This is a genomic window from Kitasatospora sp. NPDC001132 (assembly GCF_053598415.1).
Genome location: NZ_JBSFKF010000016.1, coordinates 156,454 through 175,100, shown reverse-complemented (window position 1 = coordinate 175,100; position 18,647 = coordinate 156,454). Strand labels below are relative to the sequence as shown.

General features: G+C 73.3%; 13 protein-coding genes, 1 tRNA gene, 1 other RNA gene, 1 pseudogene and 1 riboswitch. Of the genes and pseudogenes, 14 read left to right on the top strand and 2 right to left on the bottom strand.

Annotated features, from left to right (window positions below; genetic code table 11):
- Positions 1-110: 110 nt before the first annotated feature.
- The 6 genes from ACWDBE_RS22260 to ACWDBE_RS22235 all read left to right on the top strand — a co-directional run bounded on the left by ACWDBE_RS22260 (position 111) and on the right by ACWDBE_RS22235 (position 7,327).
- Complete coding sequence (locus ACWDBE_RS22260; protein ID WP_449808855.1) at positions 111-1,247, top strand: S41 family peptidase; 1,137 nt, start codon at positions 111-113, stop codon at positions 1,245-1,247.
- Positions 1,248-1,304: 57 nt separating this feature from the next.
- Complete coding sequence (gene smpB, locus ACWDBE_RS22255; RefSeq protein WP_045695776.1) at positions 1,305-1,781, top strand: SsrA-binding protein SmpB; 477 nt, start codon at positions 1,305-1,307, stop codon at positions 1,779-1,781.
- A gap of 86 nt (positions 1,782-1,867) precedes the next feature.
- Positions 1,868-2,249, top strand: a transfer-messenger RNA (tmRNA) gene (gene ssrA / locus ACWDBE_RS22250).
- A 153-nt stretch (positions 2,250-2,402) separates the two neighbouring features.
- On the top strand, positions 2,403-4,706 hold the full coding sequence (locus ACWDBE_RS22245; protein WP_449808854.1) for a HelD family protein: 2,304 nt from the start codon (positions 2,403-2,405) through the stop codon (positions 4,704-4,706).
- A gap of 355 nt (positions 4,707-5,061) precedes the next feature.
- Complete coding sequence (locus tag ACWDBE_RS22240) at positions 5,062-6,534, top strand: malic enzyme-like NAD(P)-binding protein (protein ID WP_449792196.1); 1,473 nt, start codon at positions 5,062-5,064, stop codon at positions 6,532-6,534.
- Positions 6,535-7,042: 508 nt separating this feature from the next.
- On the top strand, positions 7,043-7,327 hold the full coding sequence (locus ACWDBE_RS22235) for an HU family DNA-binding protein (protein WP_030242980.1): 285 nt from the start codon (positions 7,043-7,045) through the stop codon (positions 7,325-7,327).
- A gap of 73 nt (positions 7,328-7,400) precedes the next feature.
- On the opposite strand, the gene murA is transcribed toward ACWDBE_RS22235, so the two are convergent.
- On the bottom strand, positions 7,401-8,741 hold the full coding sequence (gene murA, locus ACWDBE_RS22230; protein WP_449792195.1) for a UDP-N-acetylglucosamine 1-carboxyvinyltransferase: 1,341 nt from the start codon (positions 8,739-8,741) through the stop codon (positions 7,401-7,403).
- Between the two features lie 300 nt (positions 8,742-9,041).
- Between murA and ACWDBE_RS22225 the strand changes: the two genes are divergently transcribed.
- The 6 genes and pseudogenes from ACWDBE_RS22225 to ACWDBE_RS22200 all read left to right on the top strand — a co-directional run bounded on the left by ACWDBE_RS22225 (position 9,042) and on the right by ACWDBE_RS22200 (position 16,458).
- Complete coding sequence (locus tag ACWDBE_RS22225; protein ID WP_449792194.1) at positions 9,042-9,626, top strand: YqgE/AlgH family protein; 585 nt, start codon at positions 9,042-9,044, stop codon at positions 9,624-9,626.
- A gap of 63 nt (positions 9,627-9,689) precedes the next feature.
- Positions 9,690-9,968 carry a DUF3039 domain-containing protein gene (locus tag ACWDBE_RS22220; RefSeq protein ID WP_449792193.1) on the top strand — a complete coding sequence of 93 codons (279 nt, stop codon included), beginning with the start codon at positions 9,690-9,692 and terminating at the stop codon, positions 9,966-9,968.
- Positions 9,969-10,059: 91 nt separating this feature from the next.
- A complete protein-coding gene (locus tag ACWDBE_RS22215) occupies positions 10,060-11,670 on the top strand; it encodes a beta-N-acetylhexosaminidase (protein WP_449792192.1) in 1,611 nt (536 codons plus the stop codon).
- A gap of 302 nt (positions 11,671-11,972) precedes the next feature.
- Positions 11,973-12,839, top strand: a complete 867-nt coding sequence (locus tag ACWDBE_RS22210) for an FAD binding domain-containing protein (RefSeq protein WP_392881353.1) — start codon at positions 11,973-11,975, stop codon at positions 12,837-12,839.
- A 71-nt stretch (positions 12,840-12,910) separates the two neighbouring features.
- Positions 12,911-13,471 (top strand): annotated as a pseudogene (locus ACWDBE_RS22205) ((2Fe-2S)-binding protein); the annotation flags it as partial.
- A gap of 659 nt (positions 13,472-14,130) precedes the next feature.
- Positions 14,131-16,458: a xanthine dehydrogenase family protein molybdopterin-binding subunit gene (locus ACWDBE_RS22200; RefSeq protein WP_449808853.1), complete on the top strand. Its 2,328-nt coding sequence runs from the start codon at positions 14,131-14,133 to the stop codon at positions 16,456-16,458.
- 84 nt (positions 16,459-16,542) lie between these two features.
- Here ACWDBE_RS22200 and ACWDBE_RS22195 read toward each other — a convergent pair.
- A tRNA-Cys gene (locus tag ACWDBE_RS22195) sits at positions 16,543-16,614 on the bottom strand.
- An 85-nt stretch (positions 16,615-16,699) separates the two neighbouring features.
- A riboswitch (guanidine-III (ykkC-III) riboswitch) is annotated at positions 16,700-16,765 on the top strand.
- Positions 16,766-16,809: 44 nt separating this feature from the next.
- Here ACWDBE_RS22195 and ACWDBE_RS22190 point away from each other — a divergent pair.
- On the top strand, positions 16,810-17,124 hold the full coding sequence (locus ACWDBE_RS22190; RefSeq protein WP_449808852.1) for a DMT family transporter: 315 nt from the start codon (positions 16,810-16,812) through the stop codon (positions 17,122-17,124).
- Between the two features lie 82 nt (positions 17,125-17,206).
- Positions 17,207-18,646, top strand: a complete 1,440-nt coding sequence (locus ACWDBE_RS22185) for an MFS transporter (protein ID WP_449792190.1) — start codon at positions 17,207-17,209, stop codon at positions 18,644-18,646.
- Position 18,647: the final 1 nt, after the last annotated feature.

Genomic DNA, 18,647 nt, shown 5'->3' with positions numbered 1-18,647 from the left:
CGGACCGCCTCGACGGCCCCGGACGGCACTGCGCCGTCCGGGGCCGTCGGCGTTCCGGGGGGCTTCGTTCCGGTTCGCCCCGTGCGGAGCGGTGTCTACACTCCGGTGCCATGCTGCAAACTCCGCGCAGGGCCCGCCAGGTGGCCGCGCTCAGCCTGGTGTTCGGCGCCGTGCTGCTGGCCGGCGCGGCCACCGGGGCCTGGGGCGACCCGGGCGGCTCGCCGCACCACCCCTCCACCGACACCGTCCGGGCCGGCGGCGGGCTCCCGGCGGACCCGGCCGGCGCCGCCCTGTCCGAGCAGCAGGCCGAGCACCTGCTGGCGGCCGGCGGCGACCGCTGGGGCGCGTACTACAGCGCCCAGGAGTACGCGGAGTTCAGCCAGGGCCTGGACGGCCGGTACCCGGGAGTCGGCCTCTCGGTCGGCCGCGGCCAGGACGGTGTCACCGAGGTCTCCCAGGTCGCGCCGGGCGGCCCGGCCGCCGCGGCCGGGATCGCCCCCGGCGACCGGCTCGTGCGGATCGGCGGGGACCAGGCCGACCACCTGCCGGTGACCGAGGTGGTCGCGCGGCTGCGCGGCCAGGGCGAGGAGCGCCGGGCGGGCTCCGAGGTCACCCTGGCCGTCCGGCGCGGTGAGGGGCAGGAGCGCGAACTGCGGCTGCGGCGCGTGCTGCTGGACAGCCGGCAGGTCACCGCGGAGCAGCTGGGCAAGGGCGTGCTGCGGGTGACCGTGCGCGCCTTCACCAGCGGCGTGGCCGACCAGGTGCGCGCCGCCCTGCGCGCCCCGCACGCCGGCGTGGTGCTCGATCTGCGCGCCAACTCCGGCGGGTTGGTCGACGAGGCGGCCGAGACCGCCGGGATCTTCCTGGACGGCGGAGCGGTCGGCTCGTACCAGGAGCGCGGCGGGACCAGGGAGTTGACCGCCCCGCCCGGCGGCGACCACCGCACCCCGCTGGTGCTGCTGGTGGACGGCGGCACGATGAGCGCCGCCGAACTGCTGGCCGGCGCCCTCCAGGACCGCAGCCGCGCCGTGGTGGTGGGCTCGCGGACCTTCGGCAAGGGCACCGTCCAGCAGCCCAGCCGACTCGCCGACGGAGCCGTGCTGGAACTGACCGTCGGCCGCTACTACACCCCGGCCGGCCGCTCCCTGGACGGCACCGGCCTCACCCCCGACGTCCCGGCGGGATCGGGCGAGGAGGCCGACGCCCTCGCCCTGCGGGTCCTCTCGGGGCTCGGCACCCGCGCCTGAAGCCCGGCCCTAAAGCAGCTGCCCGATCCGGCGTCGAAGTGCGAGAATGGCCGCGCTATGGCAAAGGAAACCGGACAGAAGCTGATCGCGCAGAACAAGAAGGCGCGACACGAGTACACGATCCTCGACACCTACGAGTGCGGCCTCGTGCTCACCGGCACCGAGGTCAAGTCACTGCGCGAGGGGCGGGCCAACCTGGTCGACGGCTACGCCTACATCCAGAACCACGAGGCGTGGATCGACAACGTCTTCATCCCCGAGTACACCCAGGGGACGTGGACCAACCACGCGGCCCGGCGCAAGCGCAAGCTGCTGCTGCACAAGCTGGAGATCCGCAAGATCGAGACCAAGGTCCGCGACGCGGGTCACACCCTGGTCCCGCTCTCGCTGTACTTCAAGGACGGCCGGGTGAAGCTCGAACTGGCGCTCGCGGTCGGCAAGAAGCTCTACGACAAGCGCCAGACGCTGCGCGAGAAGCAGGACACCCGCGAGACGGCCCGCGCGGTGGCGGCGGCACGCCGGCGCCAGGGTTAATCCGCTGGACCCTCGCCCGTCGCCTCGCGTACTATGGCGCAAGCAACACGGACGATCGCCGTCCGAGCTGTTTCTCAACAAAACATGGGGATGATCGGTTTCGACAGGGGATGTTGAAACAGGGGAAGCGAGCCGAGGAACGCGGCAATGATCTCGTTAACCACGTGTCGCAAAAAAATAATCGCCAACACTAAGCGCGATTCCCAGCAGTTCGCTCTCGCTGCCTAATAAGCACCGATAGCGCTTGGGTGTCAGACCGGGGGGTTCCCGACCCGGACCCTGGCATAATCTAGGGAACTCAACCGTCCGCCCGGGCTGCGAGGGCGGATGGGAAATCAAACAGCAGCTGGGCCTGTTGGCGGCTTGTCCGCGTGACCGCCAGGGCCGAGAAAAGCACAGCGGACTGCGCTCGGAGAAGCCCTGAATTGACTCCACTGGACCCGGGTTCGATTCCCGGCATCTCCACCACCCCATGTTCACACCGAAGGCCGTTCTCCGCTCCAGGCGGAGGGCGGCCTTCGATTTTTGTACGTTCCGGAGCAGCGCGGCCGGGGGGTCGCGGCGTAGGATCATCCGTCCGCTCGTTTTCCGGAGCCGGATTCCGCCGCAACCACCGAGGCCATGCAGAGCAACACGGACACCACCCCCACGGCCGATCACGAGACCGTCCGCACGCGCGAGATCGCCGGTGAGCAGCAGCACCTCGACACCGTCTACCACCGGTTGGAGGAGAAGCTCGCCGAGGCCGAGTACATCCTGGAGGACGCCGCCAAGCGGGTCCAGGTCGGCACCCCCGGCGCGCTCGCCGAACGCGACGCCCAGGTCTACCGGGCCGGCGCCCACCTCCAGCGCCTGAACAGCGAGTTCGAGGACTTCCTGTTCGGCCGGATCGACCTCCAGCGGGCCGACGCGCCGGAGGAGCACGGCATCCCGTCGAACACCCCGCTCGACCCGGCCGACCCGGCCGTCGCCGAGACCCTCCACATCGGCCGCCTCGGCGTGCTGGACGCCGAGTACGGTCCGCTGGTGATCGACTGGCGCGCGCCCGCCGCCGCCCCGTTCTACCGCGCCACCCCCGTCGAGCCGGGCCGGGTGATCCGCCGCCGGGTGATCCGCTCCAAGGGCCGCAAGGTGATCGGCGTCGAGGACGACCTGCTGCGCCCCGACCTCACCCCCACCCTGGACGGCGAGGAGCTGGCCGTGGTCGGCGACGGCGCGCTGATGGCCTCGCTGGGACGCGCCCGGAGCCACTCGATGCGCGACATCGTCTCCTCCATCCAGAGGGAGCAGGACGAGGTGATCCGCGCCGCCGCCGCGGGCGCCACCCTGGTCACCGGCGGCCCCGGCACCGGCAAGACCGCCGTCGCCCTGCACCGCGCCGCCTACCTGCTCTACCAGGACCGCCGCCGCTACGCCGGGGGCATCCTGGTGGTCTCGCCGACCCCGCTGCTGGTGTCCTACACCGAGGGCGTGCTGCCCGCGCTTGGCGAGGAGGGCCAGGTCGCCATCCGGGCGGTCGGCTCGCTGGTGGACGGCATCGAGGCGGGCACCTACGACACCCCCGAGGCGGCCCGGGTCAAGGGCTCGGCCAGGATGGTGCACCTGCTGCGCCGGGCCGCCCGCGCGGCGCTGGAGCTGGGCGCGCCGCAGGAGCTGAAGGTCGTCGCCCGCGGCGAGGTGCTGAAGCTGGACGCCTCCCGGCTGAAGGCCGTGCGCGGCAACGTGGTGGGCTCCGGCGGCACCCCGCTGAACCTGCTGCGCCCGCGCGCCCGCAGGCTGCTGCTGGACGCCCTGTGGCAGCAGGCCACCCGGGACCTGCCGAAGCCCACCGACCACTACGCCCGGGAGCAGCGCCAGGAGGAGAAGGAGTCCTTCGACGAGTACGTCTCGGACGAGGCGTCGTTCCTGGACTTCCTGGACGCCTGGTGGCCGGCGCTGACCCCGCGCGGGGTGCTCGGCACGCTGCGCCAGCACCGGCACATCAACCGGATCGCCCGCCGCGCCGTCACCCCGGACGAGGCCAGGCTGCTGGCCGCCTCCTGGCGCCACCTGTCCGCGCAGGGCGAGGGCGCGCTGTCCGCGCACGACGTCGCGCTGGTCGACGAGCTCCAGGTGCTGCTCGGCGAGCCGGCCCGCCCGAAGGTCCGCGAGGTGGACGCGGTGGACCTGCTGAGCGGCCTGGAGGAGGTCACCACCTTCGCCGACCGCAGCACCCGCCAGCGGGACCGCCGGCCGGTCGAGCGCAAGGAGTACGCGCACGTCATCGTGGACGAGGCGCAGGACCTCACCCCGATGCAGTGGCGGATGATCGGCCGCCGGGCCCGGATGGCCACCTGGACGATCGTCGGCGACCCGGCGCAGTCCTCCTGGCCGTTCCCGCAGGAGGCTCAGGCGGCGCTGGACGAGGTGCTCTCCGGCAAGCCGCGCCGCCGCTTCACGCTGACCGTGAACTACCGCAACCCGGCCGAGATCGCCGAGGTCGCGGCGAAGGTGCTGGCGCTGGCCGCGCCGGGCACCCCGTCGCCGAGCGCGGTGCGCCACGTCGGTGTGGAGCCGCGCTTCGCGGCCACCACCGACCCCTCGCCGGAGGCCTTCGGCAAGGCCGCCCGGGCCGAGCTGGAGCGGCTGCTGGCCGAGGTGGACGGCACCGTGGCGATCGTGGTGCCGATGGACCGCCGGGAGGAGGCGGCCGGCTGGGTCGAGGGCCTGGGCGAGCGCGTGGTGGCGCTGGGCAGCCTGGAGGCCAAGGGCCTGGAGTACGACGCGACGGTGGTGGCCGACCCGACCGGCATCGCCGGCGAGTCGGAGGCCGGCCTGCGGGTGCTGTACGTGGCGCTGACCCGCGCGACCCAGCGGCTGACCGTGCTCTCCGGACCGGACGACCTGCCGGACGCGGCCGGCGTGCCCGCGCTGCTGCACGGCTGACGGTTCCCGAGGCCCACGGAAGAAGGCCCCCACCGGATGGTGAGGGGCCTTCAGACGTTTAGTACACCGACCCGCCATGCTCGCCTCGCGGCAAGTGGTCCCTCGAAGGGACGAAGGTTGGGCCCGGGGGCTTGGATCGAGCCGGTGCCTGTCCAATGTAACGCATCGGCCGGGAGAGGCAAGGAGTGAGCGGGGGAGACCGAGGGTCGCCGGATGGGATTGTCGGATCCGCACACTCAATGAACGTTATTTCTGGCTTCCCCCAGGAAGGTGCGACGATCGAGGTCTAGCATGCGTAGGCGATGCCTTCAACAAAATGTTGAGCCTGCGGGACAGACGGAAGAAGGAAGCGTCGATGGCGACGGTGCCCAGTGTCTCCAACTCGATCACGGTACGGCTGGAGGTCCCGGCCCGGGGCAACGCCGTCAGTGCGATCACCACGGCCGTGGAGTCCTCCGGCGGTTCGGTGACCGGTCTCGACGTCACCGCCTCCGGCCTGGAGGCGCTGCGGATCGACGTCACGGTGGCGGCCTCCTCGGTCGCGCACGGCGAGGAGATCGTCGAGAAGCTGCGCGCGATCGACGGCGTGTCGATCGGCAAGGTCTCGGACCGCACCTTCCTGATGCACCTCGGCGGCAAGATCGAGATGTCCTCCAAGCTGCCGATCCGCAACCGTGACGACCTCAGCATGATCTACACCCCGGGTGTCGCCCGCGTCTGCATGGCGATCGCGGAGAACCCCGAGGACGCCCGCCGCCTGACCATCAAGCGCAACAGCGTCGCCGTGGTCACCGACGGCTCGGCGGTGCTGGGCCTGGGCAACATCGGCCCGGAGGCCGCGCTGCCGGTCATGGAGGGCAAGGCGGCCCTGTTCAAGCGCTTCGCCGGGATCGACGCCTGGCCGATCTGCCTGGACACCCAGGACACCGACGAGATCGTCGCCATCGTCAAGGCGATCGCCCCGGGCTTCGCGGGGATCAACCTGGAGGACATCTCCGCGCCGCGCTGCTTCGAGATCGAGGCCCGGCTGCGCGAGGCCCTGGACATCCCGGTCTTCCACGACGACCAGCACGGCACCGCGATCGTGGTGCTGGCCGCCCTCACCAACGCGCTGAAGGTGGTCGGCAAGGAGATCGGCGACATCCGCGTGGTGATGTCCGGCGCCGGCGCCGCCGGCACCGCGATCCTCAAGCTGCTGATGGCGGCCGGCGTCGAGCACGCCACCGTGGCGGACGTGCACGGCGTGGTCCACCTGGGCCGCGAGGACCTCACCGAGAGCCTGCGCTGGATCGCCGAGCACACCAACCGCTCGGGCCGCACCGGCACCCTCAAGGAGGCCGTGGCGGGCGCCGACGTCTTCATCGGCGTCTCGGCCCCGAACGTCCTGGACGGCGACGACCTGGCCACCATGGCCGAGGACGCGATCGTCTTCGCGCTGGCCAACCCGGACCCGGAGGTCGACCCGGCCATCGCCCGGCAGACCGCCGCCGTGGTCGCCACCGGCCGCAGCGACTTCCCGAACCAGATCAACAACGTGCTGGTCTTCCCGGGCGTCTTCCGCGGCCTGCTGGACGCCCAGAGCCGCACCGTCAACACCGAGATGATGATCGCCGCCGCCCGGGCGCTGGCCACCACCGTGGCCGACGACGAGCTGAACGCCAACTACATCATCCCGAGCGTGTTCCACAAGGACGTGGCCAAGACCGTCGCCTCCGCGGTGCGCGAGGCGGCCCTCGCGGGGGCCCAGGAGGCCCCGGCGCCGGCCCGTCCGACCCCCGGCATCGTCGGCACCCTCGACACCGCCGCGTTCCCCACCGTCAAGCTCTGACGGCCGGATCGGGCGACGTGTCGTAGACCGCTCAAATGTACGAATAGTGAGCATACCTGCCCAGCCCGCCCCGAACCCTTGCGACACAAGGGCGAGGGGCGTGTTTGGGCTTGTCAGTCGTAGGGCGTACCGTAGCCCTGCACGGGGCAGGCGTGTCCGACAAGTACGGAACGTCCCCCTGGTCTTCCGGCGTGTCCTCCCGACCGCCGCCCGCGCCCGGTCCGCCGGAGCCGACGGAGCGTCACACCTCCAACGGGCGGGCGATGTTCGGGCGGCTGGGCCGGGGCCCGATTGGCTTTCTCGGGGCCGGTCGGGGCAGGATTCGTATCCAGGCGGGCGGGCGGGCCTTCGACGGCTCCGGCGCGCGGCATCGGGTGCGGACCCGGCCTGCGACCACGCATTGCCTGCATGAGCACAGTGTGCGGACCTGCGGCCCATCCGGGTGCCCCCCGGTGGGAGCACCGATGGGCCCCCGCGCACCGCAAGCGAACAGACCACAGGAGTACACATGAACCGCAGTGAGCTGGTGGCCGCGCTGTCCGAGCGCGCCGAGGTGACCCGCAAGGACGCCGACGCCGTTCTGGCCGCCTTCGCCGAGATCGTCGGCGAGGTCGTCGCCAAGGGCGACGAGAAGGTCACCATCCCCGGTTTCCTGACCTTCGAGCGCACCCACCGCGCTGCCCGCACCGCCCGCAACCCGCAGACCGGCGAGCCGATCCAGATCGCCGCGGGCTACAGCGCCAAGGTGAGCGCCGGCTCCAAGCTGAAGGAAGCCGCCAAGGGCGCTGCCTGAGCCACCCCTTGAACGCCCGAGAGGCCGGGCTCCCCGCTGGGGAGCCCGGCCTCTCGCCGTCGTGTCGGGGCCGTCAGGCCTCGACCAGCTGCTCGCTGGGCAGCTCGACGTGGGCGCCGAGGTCCCGCAGCTTGTCCATGAAGTTCTCGTAGCCGCGGTTGATCAGGTCGATGCCGTGCACGGTCGAGGTGCCCTCGGCCGCCAGCGCCGCGATCAGGTACGAGAAGCCGCCGCGCAGGTCCGGGATGACCAGCTCGGAGCCGATCAGCTTGGACGGGCCGGAGACGACCGCGGAGTGCAGGAAGTTGCGCGCGCCGAAGCGGCACGGGGTGGCGCCCAGGCACTCGCGGTAGAGCTGGATGTGCGCGCCCATCTGGTTCAGCGCGCCGGTGAAGCCGAGCCGCGACTCGTACACCGTCTCGTGGACGATCGACAGGCCGGTGGCCTGGGTCAGCGCGACCACCAGCGGCTGCTGCCAGTCGGTCTGGAAGCCCGGGTGCACGTCGGTCTCCAGGGCGATGGCCTTGAGCTCGCCGCCCGGGTGCCAGAAGCGGATGCCCTCGTCGTCCACCTCGAAGGCGCCGCCGACCTTCCGGAAGGTGTTCAGGAAGGTCATCATCTCCAGCTGGCGGGCGCCGCGGACGTAGATGTCGCCCTTGGTGGCCAGCGCCGCGCAGGCCCAGGAGGCCGCCTCCAGGCGGTCCGGCAGCGCGCGGTGGTTGTAGCCGTTCAGCTCGTCCACGCCGGTGATCAGGATCGTCCGGTCGGTGCCCAGCGTGATGATCGCACCCATCTTCTGCAGCACGCAGATCAGGTCGACGATCTCCGGCTCGATGGCCGCGTTGCGCAGCTCGGTGACGCCCTCGGCGAGGACGGCGGTGAGCAGCACCTGCTCGGTCGCGCCGACCGAGGGGTACGGCAGCTCGATCTTGGTGCCGCGCAGCCGCTGCGGGGCGACCAGGTAGGTGCCTTGCGGGTGCTTCTCGATGGTGGCGCCGAACTGGCGCAGCACCTCGAAGTGGAAGTCGACGGGGCGGCCGCCGATGTCGCAGCCGCCGAGGCCGGGGATGAAGGCGTGGCCGAGGCGGTGCAGCAGCGGGCCGCAGAACAGGATCGGGATCCGCGAGGAGCCGGCGTGCGCGTCGATGTCGGCGACATTGGCGCTCTCGACGTGCGAGGGGTCGAGGATCAGCTCGCCGTCCTCGTCACCGGTGCGCACGGTCACGCCGTGCAGCTGCAGCAGGCCGCGGACCACCTTGACGTCGCGGATGTCCGGGACGTTGCGCAGTCTGCTGGGGCCCTGCCCGAGGAGGGCGGCGACCATGGCCTTGGGCACCAGGTTCTTCGCACCGCGGACGCGGATCTCGCCTTCGAGCGGGTTTCCGCCATGGACCAGCAGGACGTCGTCGGTCATCGTTCTCGCAATCCGGGGTGCCAGAGGAGTGGGGAAGGGGGCTCCGGGAGAGAGCCGGTGGTGGACCGGTCGTACGGGCGCGTTCGGACCCCCGGCGAAACCGAGTCGGCACCGTGAAGGGCGTCCACCAGACGTAGATGGTAGTAGGCGCGCCGTTGGTTCCCGTGAGCCTCTCCCGTGATGGTGCTCTCTCCGGGCCCGCGCCCGCCCCCCGGTACGGCCGTACGGGTGTTCGTCGCGGTGGCCGGTTTCCGGGCGTTGCGGTGTCCGAGCGGTGCCGTTCTGCGGGATCATGTGGGCATGACGGCGGCCCATTCGCACGGAGGCCGGTCCCACACCGGCAGTCTGCTCGTCGCGACGCCCCTGCTCACCGACCCGAACTTCGCGCGGGCGGTGGTGCTGCTCCTCGACCACGACGTCGAGGGGGCGCTCGGCGTGGTCCTCAACCGGCCGACACCGGTCGAGGTGGGAAGTGTGCTGGACGGCTGGAACAGACTCGTCGGACAGCCCGCCGTGGTGTTCCAGGGCGGCCCGGTGGCGCTGGACTCGGCGCTCGGCCTCGCGGTGGCCCCGGGGGAGCCCGGCACCGGCGAGCCGCTCGGCTGGCGCCGGGTGCACGGCGCGATCGGCCTGGTGGACCTGGAGGCGCCGCCCGAGGTGCTGGCCGGCGAGCTGGGCAGCCTGCGGATCTTCGCCGGGTACGCCGGCTGGTCGCCGGGGCAGCTGGAGGCGGAGCTGGAGACCGGCGCCTGGTACCTGGTGGACTGCGAGCCCGGGGACGTCTCCAGCCCCGAGCCGGAGCGGCTGTGGCGCTCGGTGCTGCGCCGCCAGCGGGGCCCGCTCGCCCTGCTGGCGACCTACCCGGACGACCCGACGATGAACTGAGCCGACCGGCCCGGTGCGGCGACACTGGCCGGGTTTCCGGGGGCGCCCATAGACTTGGCACCCATGAGCACTCTTGAGCCCGAGCGCGGCCTCGGCACCGGCACCCTGGTCGAGCCCGTCCCGCAGGTGTCCAACGGGGACGGCGACCACGAGCGCTTCGCGCACTACGTCCAGAAGGACAAGATCATGGAGAGCGCGCTCTCCGGGTCTCCCGTGGTGGCGCTCTGCGGCAAGGTGTGGGTGCCCGGTCGCGACCCGAAGAAGTACCCGGTCTGCCCGATGTGCAAGGAGATCTACGACGGCATCGGCAAGCCGCAGGGCGGCGACGGCGAAGGCAAGTAGTCCGCGGCGCTCCGCGCGACGCCGTTTTGCATAGCACCCGGTTTCCTGGGTGGTCTATGCCAATCGTTCCGGGCGTGGGCAGGATGTCGGAATGGACCTCATTCCCGCACCTTCGAGTGCCGCCCGCCGCCCGGACGAGGACTATCCGCTCGACGCCACCACGACGCTGACCGCACCCCCCGCGCTGGCCGACGCCGAGCGCTGGCTGCGGGCCGCCCTGTCCGCCGCCACCGGGCTGCCGCTCGGCCCGGGCCGGCCGGGCGCGGGCATCGAGCTGGTGCAGGACGCGACGCTCGCCGCCGAGGCGTACCGGCTCACGGTGCGCCCCGGCCACGCCCTGCTCACCGCGGGGGGGCCGGCGGGCGCGCTGTGGGGCGCGCAGACCCTGCGGCAGCTGCTCGGGCCGGACGCCTACCGGCGGTCGCCGCTGCGCCGCGAGGGCTGGGTGCTGCCCGGCGCCGACATCGAGGACGCCCCCCGGTTCGGCTGGCGCGGCGCGCTGCTCGACGTCGCCCGGCACTTCCTGCCCAAGTCGGACGTGCTGCGCTTCGTCGACCTGCTGGCCGCGCACAAGCTGAACGTGCTGCACCTGCACCTGACCGACGACCAGGGGTGGCGGGTCGAGATCAAGCGCTACCCGAGGCTGACCGAGCGCGGTGCCTGGCGGGACCGCTCGATGGTCGGCTACCGGGCCGGGCAGCGCCGCGACGACCGCCCGCACGGCGGCTACTACACCCAGGACGACCTGCGCGAGATCGTCGCCTACGCGGCCGCCCGCGGGGTCACCGTCGTCCCGGAGATCGACCTGCCCGGCCACACCCAGGCCGCCGTCGCCGCCTACCCCGAGCTGGGCAACACCGACGTGGTGGACACCGCCGCGCTCGGGGTCTGGACCGACTGGGGGGTGAGTCACAACGTGCTCAATGCCTCCGAGGAGACCCTGCGCTTCTTCGAGGGCGTGCTGGAGGAGGTCCTGGAGATCTTCCCGTCCGAGTTCGTCCACCTCGGCGGCGACGAGTGCCCCAAGGAGCAGTGGAAGGACAGCGCCGCCGCGCAGGCCCGGATCCGCGAGCTGGGCCTGGCCAACGAGGACGAGCTGCAGAGCCACCTCATCCGGCACTTCGACCGCTGGCTGGCCGAGCGCGGCCGCCGGCTGATCGGCTGGGACGAGATCCTGGAGGGCGGGCTCGCCCCGGGCGCCGCCGTCTCCTCCTGGCGCGGCTTCGGCGGCGGGATCGCCGCCGCGAAGGCCGGGCACGACGTGGTGATGTGCCCCGAGCAGCACGTCTACTTCGACCACCGGCAGGCGGACGGACCGGACGAGCCGATCCCGGTCGGCTTCGTGCGCACGCTGGAGGACGTCTACCGGTTCGAGCCGGTCCCCGCGCAGCTGGACGAGGCCGCCGCCCGGCACGTGATCGGCACCCAGGCCAACCTGTGGAGCGAGTTCATGGACAGCGCCAGGGACATCGACTACCGGGCCTTCCCCCGGCTGGTCGCCTTCGCCGAGGTCGCCTGGTCCGAGCTGCCCGCCGCGCCGGCCGAGCGGGACTACGCCGGTTTCGAGCAGCGGTTGACGGTCCACCTGAAGGTGTTGGACGCGCTCGGCGTCGAGTACCGCCCGGCGGACGGGCCGCACCCCTGGCAGCGCTGGCCCGGAGTGGCCGGCCGGCCGATCGAGGGCCCTCCGCCGGTGCGCTAGTCCTACTCACCGGGAACTTCTGAGCGGTCATCCGACGTCAAGAACTGATGAACATCTGCCCTGGCCCGGAGCGGGCCGGGGCAGATACCGCCCGGTATCGGTCCCAATCGGGCAGTCCCGTTCACCGGTCCCGAGATGATCATCGAGCATTGTGTGCCAGAGTTGCCCAACCCGGCCCGATCGCCCGTACCCTACGGGCCAGGCCGGGCTGCTGACGCAGGACGGCACGGCCGAAGGCCGGCGGGCGGCAGGCGATCGATGAGCAAGTGGAGCACGGTGGGACCCAGGTGAACCGGACGATCATGCTGCCGGCCTCCCTCGACGAGGCCGTCGACGCGCTGGCCGCCGCCCCGGCCGCGGTACCGGTGGCCGGAGCCACCGACCTGATGGAGGCCGTCAACGCCGGCCGCCTGCGCCCCGCCGCCCTGGTCGGCCTCGGCCGGATCACCGAACTGCGCGGCTGGCGCTACGAGGACGGCGGCACCGCCGTCCTCGGCGCCGGACTCACCCACGCCCGGATGGACCGCCCCGACTTCGCCGCGCTCATCCCCGCGCTCGCCGACGCGGCCCGCACGGCCGGCCCGCCGCAGGTCCGCAACGTCGGCACGCTCGGCGGGAACATCGTCACCGCCGCCGCCGCGGGCGACACCCTCCCGGTGCTCACCGCGCTGGAGGCCAGCGTCACCCTGGCCCGGGCCGGGGGCACCCGCGAGGTGCCGGTCAGTCACCTGCTCACCGGGCTCGACCCGGTGCGCCCTGGCGAACTGCTCACCTGGGTGCGCGTCCCGCTGCTGCACGCCCCACAGGTCTTCCTCAAGGCCACCGGCCGCAGCGGCCCGGCCCGCGCCACCGCCTCCGTCGCCCTCGTCCTCGACCCGGCCCGGCGCTCGGTGCGCTGCGCCGTCGGTGCCGTCGCGCCGGTGCCGCTGCGCCCGCTCGAGGCCGAGGCCTGGGTGGCCGGCTGCATCGACTGGGACGGCAGCCGGGAGATCGACCCGGCCGCGACCGCCGCCTTCGGCGAGTACGTGGCCGGCGCCTGCGTCCCCGACAACTACGGCGCCGAGGGCGCCTGGGAGGCCGTGACCGAGGGGCCGACCGCGGCCGCCGTTCGGCTGCGGCGTACCGTATCGGTGCTGGCCCGACGGGCACTGGGAAGGGCGCTGAAGTGACCACAGACCCCATCGAGACCCTCGACGCCGACCCGCTCGGCCTCTCCCCGCAGGTCAGCCGTGAGCTGCGCCCGTGCGCCTCGTACACGCTGCGGGTCAACGGTTTCGAACGGCCCGTCACCGACGCCTGGATCGGCGAGAGCCTGCTCTACGTGCTGCGCGAGCGGCTCGGCCTGGCCGGCGCCAAGGACGGCTGCGAGCAGGGCGAGTGCGGGGCCTGCTCGGTGCAGGTGGACGGCCAGCTGGTGGCCGGCTGCCTGGTGCCCGCGGCACTGGCCGCCGACAGCGAGATCAACACCGTCGAGGGCCTGTCGGCCGCCGGCGGCGCGAGCGACGTCCAGCAGGCGCTGGCCGCCTCCGGCGCCGTCCAGTGCGGCTACTGCACCCCGGGCATGGCGATGGCGGTGCACGACCTGCTCCAGCGCAACCACCGGCCCACCGAGGTGGAGGCCCGCCAGGCGCTGTGCGGCAACCTCTGCCGCTGCACCGGCTACCGGGGCGTGCTGGCCGCCGTCCAGACCGTCGCGGACGCCCGCGCGCTGGACACCGAGAAGGCCGAGGAGGCCGCGCAGGCGGTCGAGACCACCGCCGAGGCGCCGGTCGAGCCGGTCGCCGAGCCGTCCGCGGGGGCGCCCGTCGAACCCGGGCACGCCGTCGAGCCGCCGGTCTACGCCGACGCCGGGGCCTGGATCGAGCACGTCCCCCAGCAGGCCGCCCCCCAGCAGCCCGTCGAGCAGTCCCACCCGGTCGCCCACCCAGTGGAGCAGCACGCCGCGGAGCAGCACGCCGCGGAGCAGCACGCCGCGGCGCAGCACCTCGTCGGGCAGCAGCCCGTCGATCAGCACCCCGTCGACCGGGCCCCGGCCGGGATGCCCTACGGCGACCCCCAGGGCGGGTACGACAGCGGCGTGTACGACACCACCGTGCTGGCCCCGATCCGGGACGGCATCCCCGCCCAGGCCGCCGACGACCAGGTGTACTACCCGCCCCAGGGCTACCCCGAGCAGCCGTACCAGGCCACCCCCGCGCACGGCACCCACCTGCTCTTCCCGGACGGCCACCAGCAGCAGAGCGGCTACGACACCGGGTACGACGCCCCGGTCTACGAGTCCACCCCCGCGCACGGAACCCCGCTGCCCGGCGCCGTCTACGACGGCACGCCGCCGCACGGCACCCCGTACGCCGCCCCGCACCCGCACGGTGCCCCGGCCGAGGGCGGCGCCCCGGTCGGAGTCCCGTACGGCGCCACCCCCGCCCACGGCATCCGGCTCCCCGAGGACGACCACGCATCATGACGTCGCCTACCGACATCGGCGCAGCACTGCAGCAGGACGGCGGCGAGGGCGGCGCACCGGAGCCGATCGGCCTGGGCAGCTCCCCGCTGCGCAGCGACGCGCTGCCCAAGGCGCTCGGCATCTACCCGTACGCGGCCGACCTGTGGGCCGAGGGCCTGCTGTGGGGCGCGGTGCTGCGCTCGCCGCACCCGCACGCCCGGATCCGCGGCATCGACACCTCGGCCGCGCTGGCGCTGCCCGGGGTGCACGCCGTGGTCACCGCCGCCGACCTGCCCCCCGGCCCGGACGGCACCGCCGACGGCGCCCCGGCCGGGCCGATCGTCGCCGACCGGCCGGTGCTGGCCGCCGGTGTGGTGCGCCACCACGGCGAGCCGATCGCCGCGGTCGCCGCCGACCACCCGGACACCGCCCGGCTGGCGGTCGGTCTGATCGCGGTCGACTACGAGCCGCTGGAGGCCGTCACCGACCCGGAGCAGGCCTTCACCGCGCCGCCGCTGCACCCGGACGGCAACCTGTTCCGCCACCTGCCGCTGCGCACCGGGGACCCGGACGCGGTCGGCGAGATCGTCGTCGAGGGCCTCTACCAGGTCGGCCGGCAGGATCCGGCCCCGCTCGGCGCCGAGGCCGGGCTGGCCGTGCCGCGCCCGGACGGCGGCGTGGAGCTGCACCTGTCCTCCACCGACCCGCACGGCGACCGCGACCGCACCGCCGCCTGCCTCGGTCTGGAGCCGGACCGGGTCCGGCTGGTGGTCACCGGCGTGCCCGGCGCCACCACCGACCGCGAGGACCTCTCGTTCCAGGTCACCCTGGCCCTGCTGGCGCTGCGCACCGGCCGTCCGGTGAAGATGACGCTCACCCGCGAGGAGTCCTTCCACACCCACGCCTCACGCCACCCCGCGCTCCTGCGCTACCGCCACCACGCCGACGCCGAGGGCACGCTGGTGAAGGTCGAGGCGCAGATCCTGCTGGACGGCGGCGCCTACGCGGACGTCTCCGCCGAGGCGCTGGCCGCCGCGACGGCCTTCTCGGCCGGTCCGTACGTCTGCCCGAACGTCTTCGTGGACGCCTGGGCGGTGCGCACCAACAACCCGCCGGCCGGCCGGATGCGCGGCGAGGGCGCCCTGCAGGCCTGCTTCGCGTACGAGTCGCAGCTGGACCAGCTGGCCGCCCGGATCGGCGTGGACCCGGTGGAGATCCGCCGCCGCAACGCGATGTCCACCGGCGACCCGCTGCCCACCGGACAGGCCGTCACCTGCCCGGCGCCGGTGCGCGCCCTGTTGGACGCGGTGGCGGCCGAGCCGCTGCCGGCCCTGCCGGTGGACGACCCGGACGCCGAGTGGCTGCTGCCCGGCGGGCCCGGCGGCGCGGGCGACCCGGCGGCGGTGCGGCGCGGCATCGGCTACGCCGTCGGCATGGTGCACATGCTGGGCGCCGAGGGCGAGGACGAGGTCTCCACCGCGACCGTGCGGGTCAGCGGCGACCACGCCACCGTGATCTGCGCGGCGGTCGACGCCGGGCAGGGCTTCGCCACGCTGGCCCGGCAGATCGTGCAGACCGTACTGGGCGTCAGCGAGGTCTACATCGCGCCGGCCGACAGCGACCAGTCGATCGCCGGGCCGTCCGCCCGCGGCCGGCACACCTGGGTCTCCGGCGGCGCCGTCGAGCGGGCCGCGCTGATGGTCCGCCACCAGTTGCTGCAGCCGATCGCGGCGAACTTCGGGATGTCGGTGGAACTGCTCCAGATCGCCGACGGCAAGATCACCTCGTACGACGGGGTGCTCGGCATGCCGGTCGCCGAGGCGCTGGAGGGCAAGGAGCTGTGGGCCACCGCGCAGTGCCGCCCGCACCCCACCGAGCCGCTGGACGAGGCCGGGCAGGGCGACGCCTTCGTCTCCATCTCGTTCTGCGCGATGCGCGCCGTGGTGGACGTGGACATCGAGCTGGGCGCCGTGCGGGTGGTCGAGATGACGGTCGCCCAGGACGTCGGCCGGGCGCTGAACCCGCGCCAGATCGAGGACCGGATCGAGGCGGGGGTGGCCCAGGGCGTCGGCCTGGCGCTGCTGGAGGACCTGCGGACGGAGGGCGGGGTGCTGCAGAACCCCTCGCTCACCGGCTACCGGCTGCCCACCGCGCTGGACACCCCGGAGGTGCGGATCGCCGCGCTGCTGGAGGAGCGCGACGTGGTGGCCCCCTTCGGCGCCAAGGCGGTCGGCGCCGTCCCCGCGGTGGTCGCCCCGGCGGCCGTCGCCGCGGCCGTGCGCGCCGCCACCGGCCTGCCGGTCGGCCGGCTGCCGATCCGGGCGGAGGACGCCGTCACGGCCTGACCGGATTCCCCGGGAAATACCGGGAACGGCGAAAAGGAATTGCCGGCCGACTTTCGGAGTCGACCGGCAATTCCTTTTCCGCGGAGGCCATGGCGGGAATCGAACCCGCGTGTACCGCTTTGCAGACGGTTCCCTAAGCCACTCGGGCACACGGCCAGTGAATTCATGGTGGCCGATCCGGGGGAGCGGGGTCAATGCTCCTTTGTAAATTCTGTATGGCAGTGTGTGCTACCGTCGGAGACCGGTGGCGGCATTCCCGCCACCCCGGACGAGCGCGTCGTACCCGGTGACGACAAGACGGCGCAGTTCAGCGGCAATCCGGCCGCTGTGGACTGCGGAGGCATCACCGTCATGGCCTGGTTCGTTCTGATCGTCTCGGGTTTCCTGGAGACCGTGTGGGCGGTCGCCCTGGAATCGTCCAAGGGCTTCACCCGCCTCGTTCCCAGCGCCGTCTTCGGCGTCGCGCTGCTGGTCAGCATGGGCGGCTTGGCGTACGCGATGCGCACCATTCCGATCGGCACCGGCTACGCGGTCTGGGTCGGCATCGGCGCGGTCGGCACCGCGGTCTACGGCATGGCCGTCCTGGGGGACCCGGCGACGGTGGCCCGGATCGCCTGCCTGCTGCTGATCGTCTCCGGCGTGGTGGGCCTGAAGGTGCTCCACTGAGCCCGTCCCAGGCCTCGGGGCCGAGTCGTTCACCGACCGAGGTCAGGGGTCATCGAGGCAGACGCCACTTACGATGATACGTATGACCACTGCCTCCCCCACCTCGGTCGACCCCGTACCGATACCCCTCGACGACGACCCCGGCGGCGGGGTCCTCGGCGGCCGCTACCGCGCGCTGACGCTGGGGATCGTCTCGGTGGTCCTGGTGATCGCCTTCGAGGCGACGGCCGTCAACACCGCGATGCCGACCGCGGCCCGTGAGCTGCACGGGCTGGGGCTGTACGCCTTCGCCTTCTCCGGCTACTTCACCACCACGCTGTTCGCCCTGGTCGTCTCCGGCCAGTGGTGCGACCGGAGCGGCCCGCTGCGGCCGCTGTTCAGCGGCATCGCGGTGTTCGGCGTCGGACTGGTGGTGGCCGGGACGGCACCCGGGATGTGGGTGTTCGTGGCCGGGCGGGCCGTTCAGGGCCTGGGCGGCGGGCTGGTGATCGTCGCCCTGTACGTGGTGGTCGGCCGGGCCTACCCGGAGCGGCTGCGGCCTGCGGTGTTCGCGGCCTTCTCCTCGGCCTGGGTGCTGCCCTCGATCATCGGCCCGCTGGTCTCCGGGGCCGTCACCCAGCACCTGGGCTGGCGCTGGGTGTTCCTGGCCGTGCCGGTGCTGATCCTCCTGCCGCTGGCCGTGATGGGCCCGGCGCTGGCCCGCTCGGAGCGGGAGAACCCGGTGGTCAGGGGCGCGGCCTTCGACCGCCGTCGCACCCTGCTGGCCGCGATGGCGGCGGTCGGCGCGGGCCTGCTGCAGTACGCGGGCCAGCGGCGCGACCTGATCGGCCTGGCCCCCGGGATCGCCGGGGCGGCGCTGCTCGTGCCGGCCGTCCTGGGACTGCTGCCGGCGCGGACCCTGCGGGCCGGTCGCGGGCTGCCGGCCGTGATCCTGCTGCGCGGGGTGGCCGCGGGGGCGTTCTTCGCGGCCGAGGCGTTCATCCCGCTGATGATGACCACCCAGCGCGGGCTCTCGCCGACGCTGGCCGGCCTGACCCTGACCAGCGGCGGCCTCACCTGGGCGTTCGGCTCCTGGCTCCAGGGCCGGCCCGGGGCGGAGCGCTACCGCGCGGTGATGATCCGGGGCGGCTTCGTGCTGACGGCGGTGGCCATCTCGGGTGCCGCGCTGGTGCTGTTCCCGGCGGTGCCGGCCTGGGCCGCCGCGGCGGCCTGGGGCGTCGGCGGCGTCGGGATGGGGATGGCGGTCGCGAGCGTCAGCGTGCTGATGATGAAGCTCTCCACGCCGGAGGACGCCGGGGCCAACTCGGCGGCCCTGCAGGTGAGCGACGCGCTGGGCAACGTGCTGCTGACCGGCCTCGCCGGAGTGATGTTCGCGGCGCTGGGCGGCGGCTCGCTCGCCGCCGCCCACGAGGACGGCGGGGTGGCGGGCTCGCCCGGCGCCTTCGCGGTGATCCTGCTGTCGATGGCCGGGGTGGCGCTGGTCGGCGCGCTGCTCTCCGGCCGGGTGCGGACGAAGGCCTGAG

Excerpts from the sequence above, each read along its gene's own strand:
- ACWDBE_RS22260 (WP_449808855.1), top strand. The coding sequence starts at position 111 with ATGCTGCAAACTCCGCGCAGGGCCCGCCAGGTGGCCGCGCTCAGCCTG.
- smpB (WP_045695776.1), top strand. The coding sequence starts at position 1,305 with ATGGCAAAGGAAACCGGACAGAAGCTGATCGCGCAGAACAAGAAGGCG.
- ACWDBE_RS22245 (WP_449808854.1), top strand. The coding sequence starts at position 2,403 with ATGCAGAGCAACACGGACACCACCCCCACGGCCGATCACGAGACCGTC.
- ACWDBE_RS22240 (WP_449792196.1), top strand. The coding sequence starts at position 5,062 with ATGGCGACGGTGCCCAGTGTCTCCAACTCGATCACGGTACGGCTGGAG.
- ACWDBE_RS22235 (WP_030242980.1), top strand. The coding sequence starts at position 7,043 with ATGAACCGCAGTGAGCTGGTGGCCGCGCTGTCCGAGCGCGCCGAGGTG.
- murA (WP_449792195.1), bottom strand. The coding sequence starts at position 8,741 with ATGACCGACGACGTCCTGCTGGTCCATGGCGGAAACCCGCTCGAAGGC.
- ACWDBE_RS22225 (WP_449792194.1), top strand. The coding sequence starts at position 9,042 with ATGACGGCGGCCCATTCGCACGGAGGCCGGTCCCACACCGGCAGTCTG.
- ACWDBE_RS22220 (WP_449792193.1), top strand. The coding sequence starts at position 9,690 with ATGAGCACTCTTGAGCCCGAGCGCGGCCTCGGCACCGGCACCCTGGTC.
- ACWDBE_RS22215 (WP_449792192.1), top strand. The coding sequence starts at position 10,060 with ATGGACCTCATTCCCGCACCTTCGAGTGCCGCCCGCCGCCCGGACGAG.
- ACWDBE_RS22210 (WP_392881353.1), top strand. The coding sequence starts at position 11,973 with ATGCTGCCGGCCTCCCTCGACGAGGCCGTCGACGCGCTGGCCGCCGCC.
- ACWDBE_RS22200 (WP_449808853.1), top strand. The coding sequence starts at position 14,131 with ATGACGTCGCCTACCGACATCGGCGCAGCACTGCAGCAGGACGGCGGC.
- ACWDBE_RS22190 (WP_449808852.1), top strand. The coding sequence starts at position 16,810 with ATGGCCTGGTTCGTTCTGATCGTCTCGGGTTTCCTGGAGACCGTGTGG.
- ACWDBE_RS22185 (WP_449792190.1), top strand. The coding sequence starts at position 17,207 with ATGACCACTGCCTCCCCCACCTCGGTCGACCCCGTACCGATACCCCTC.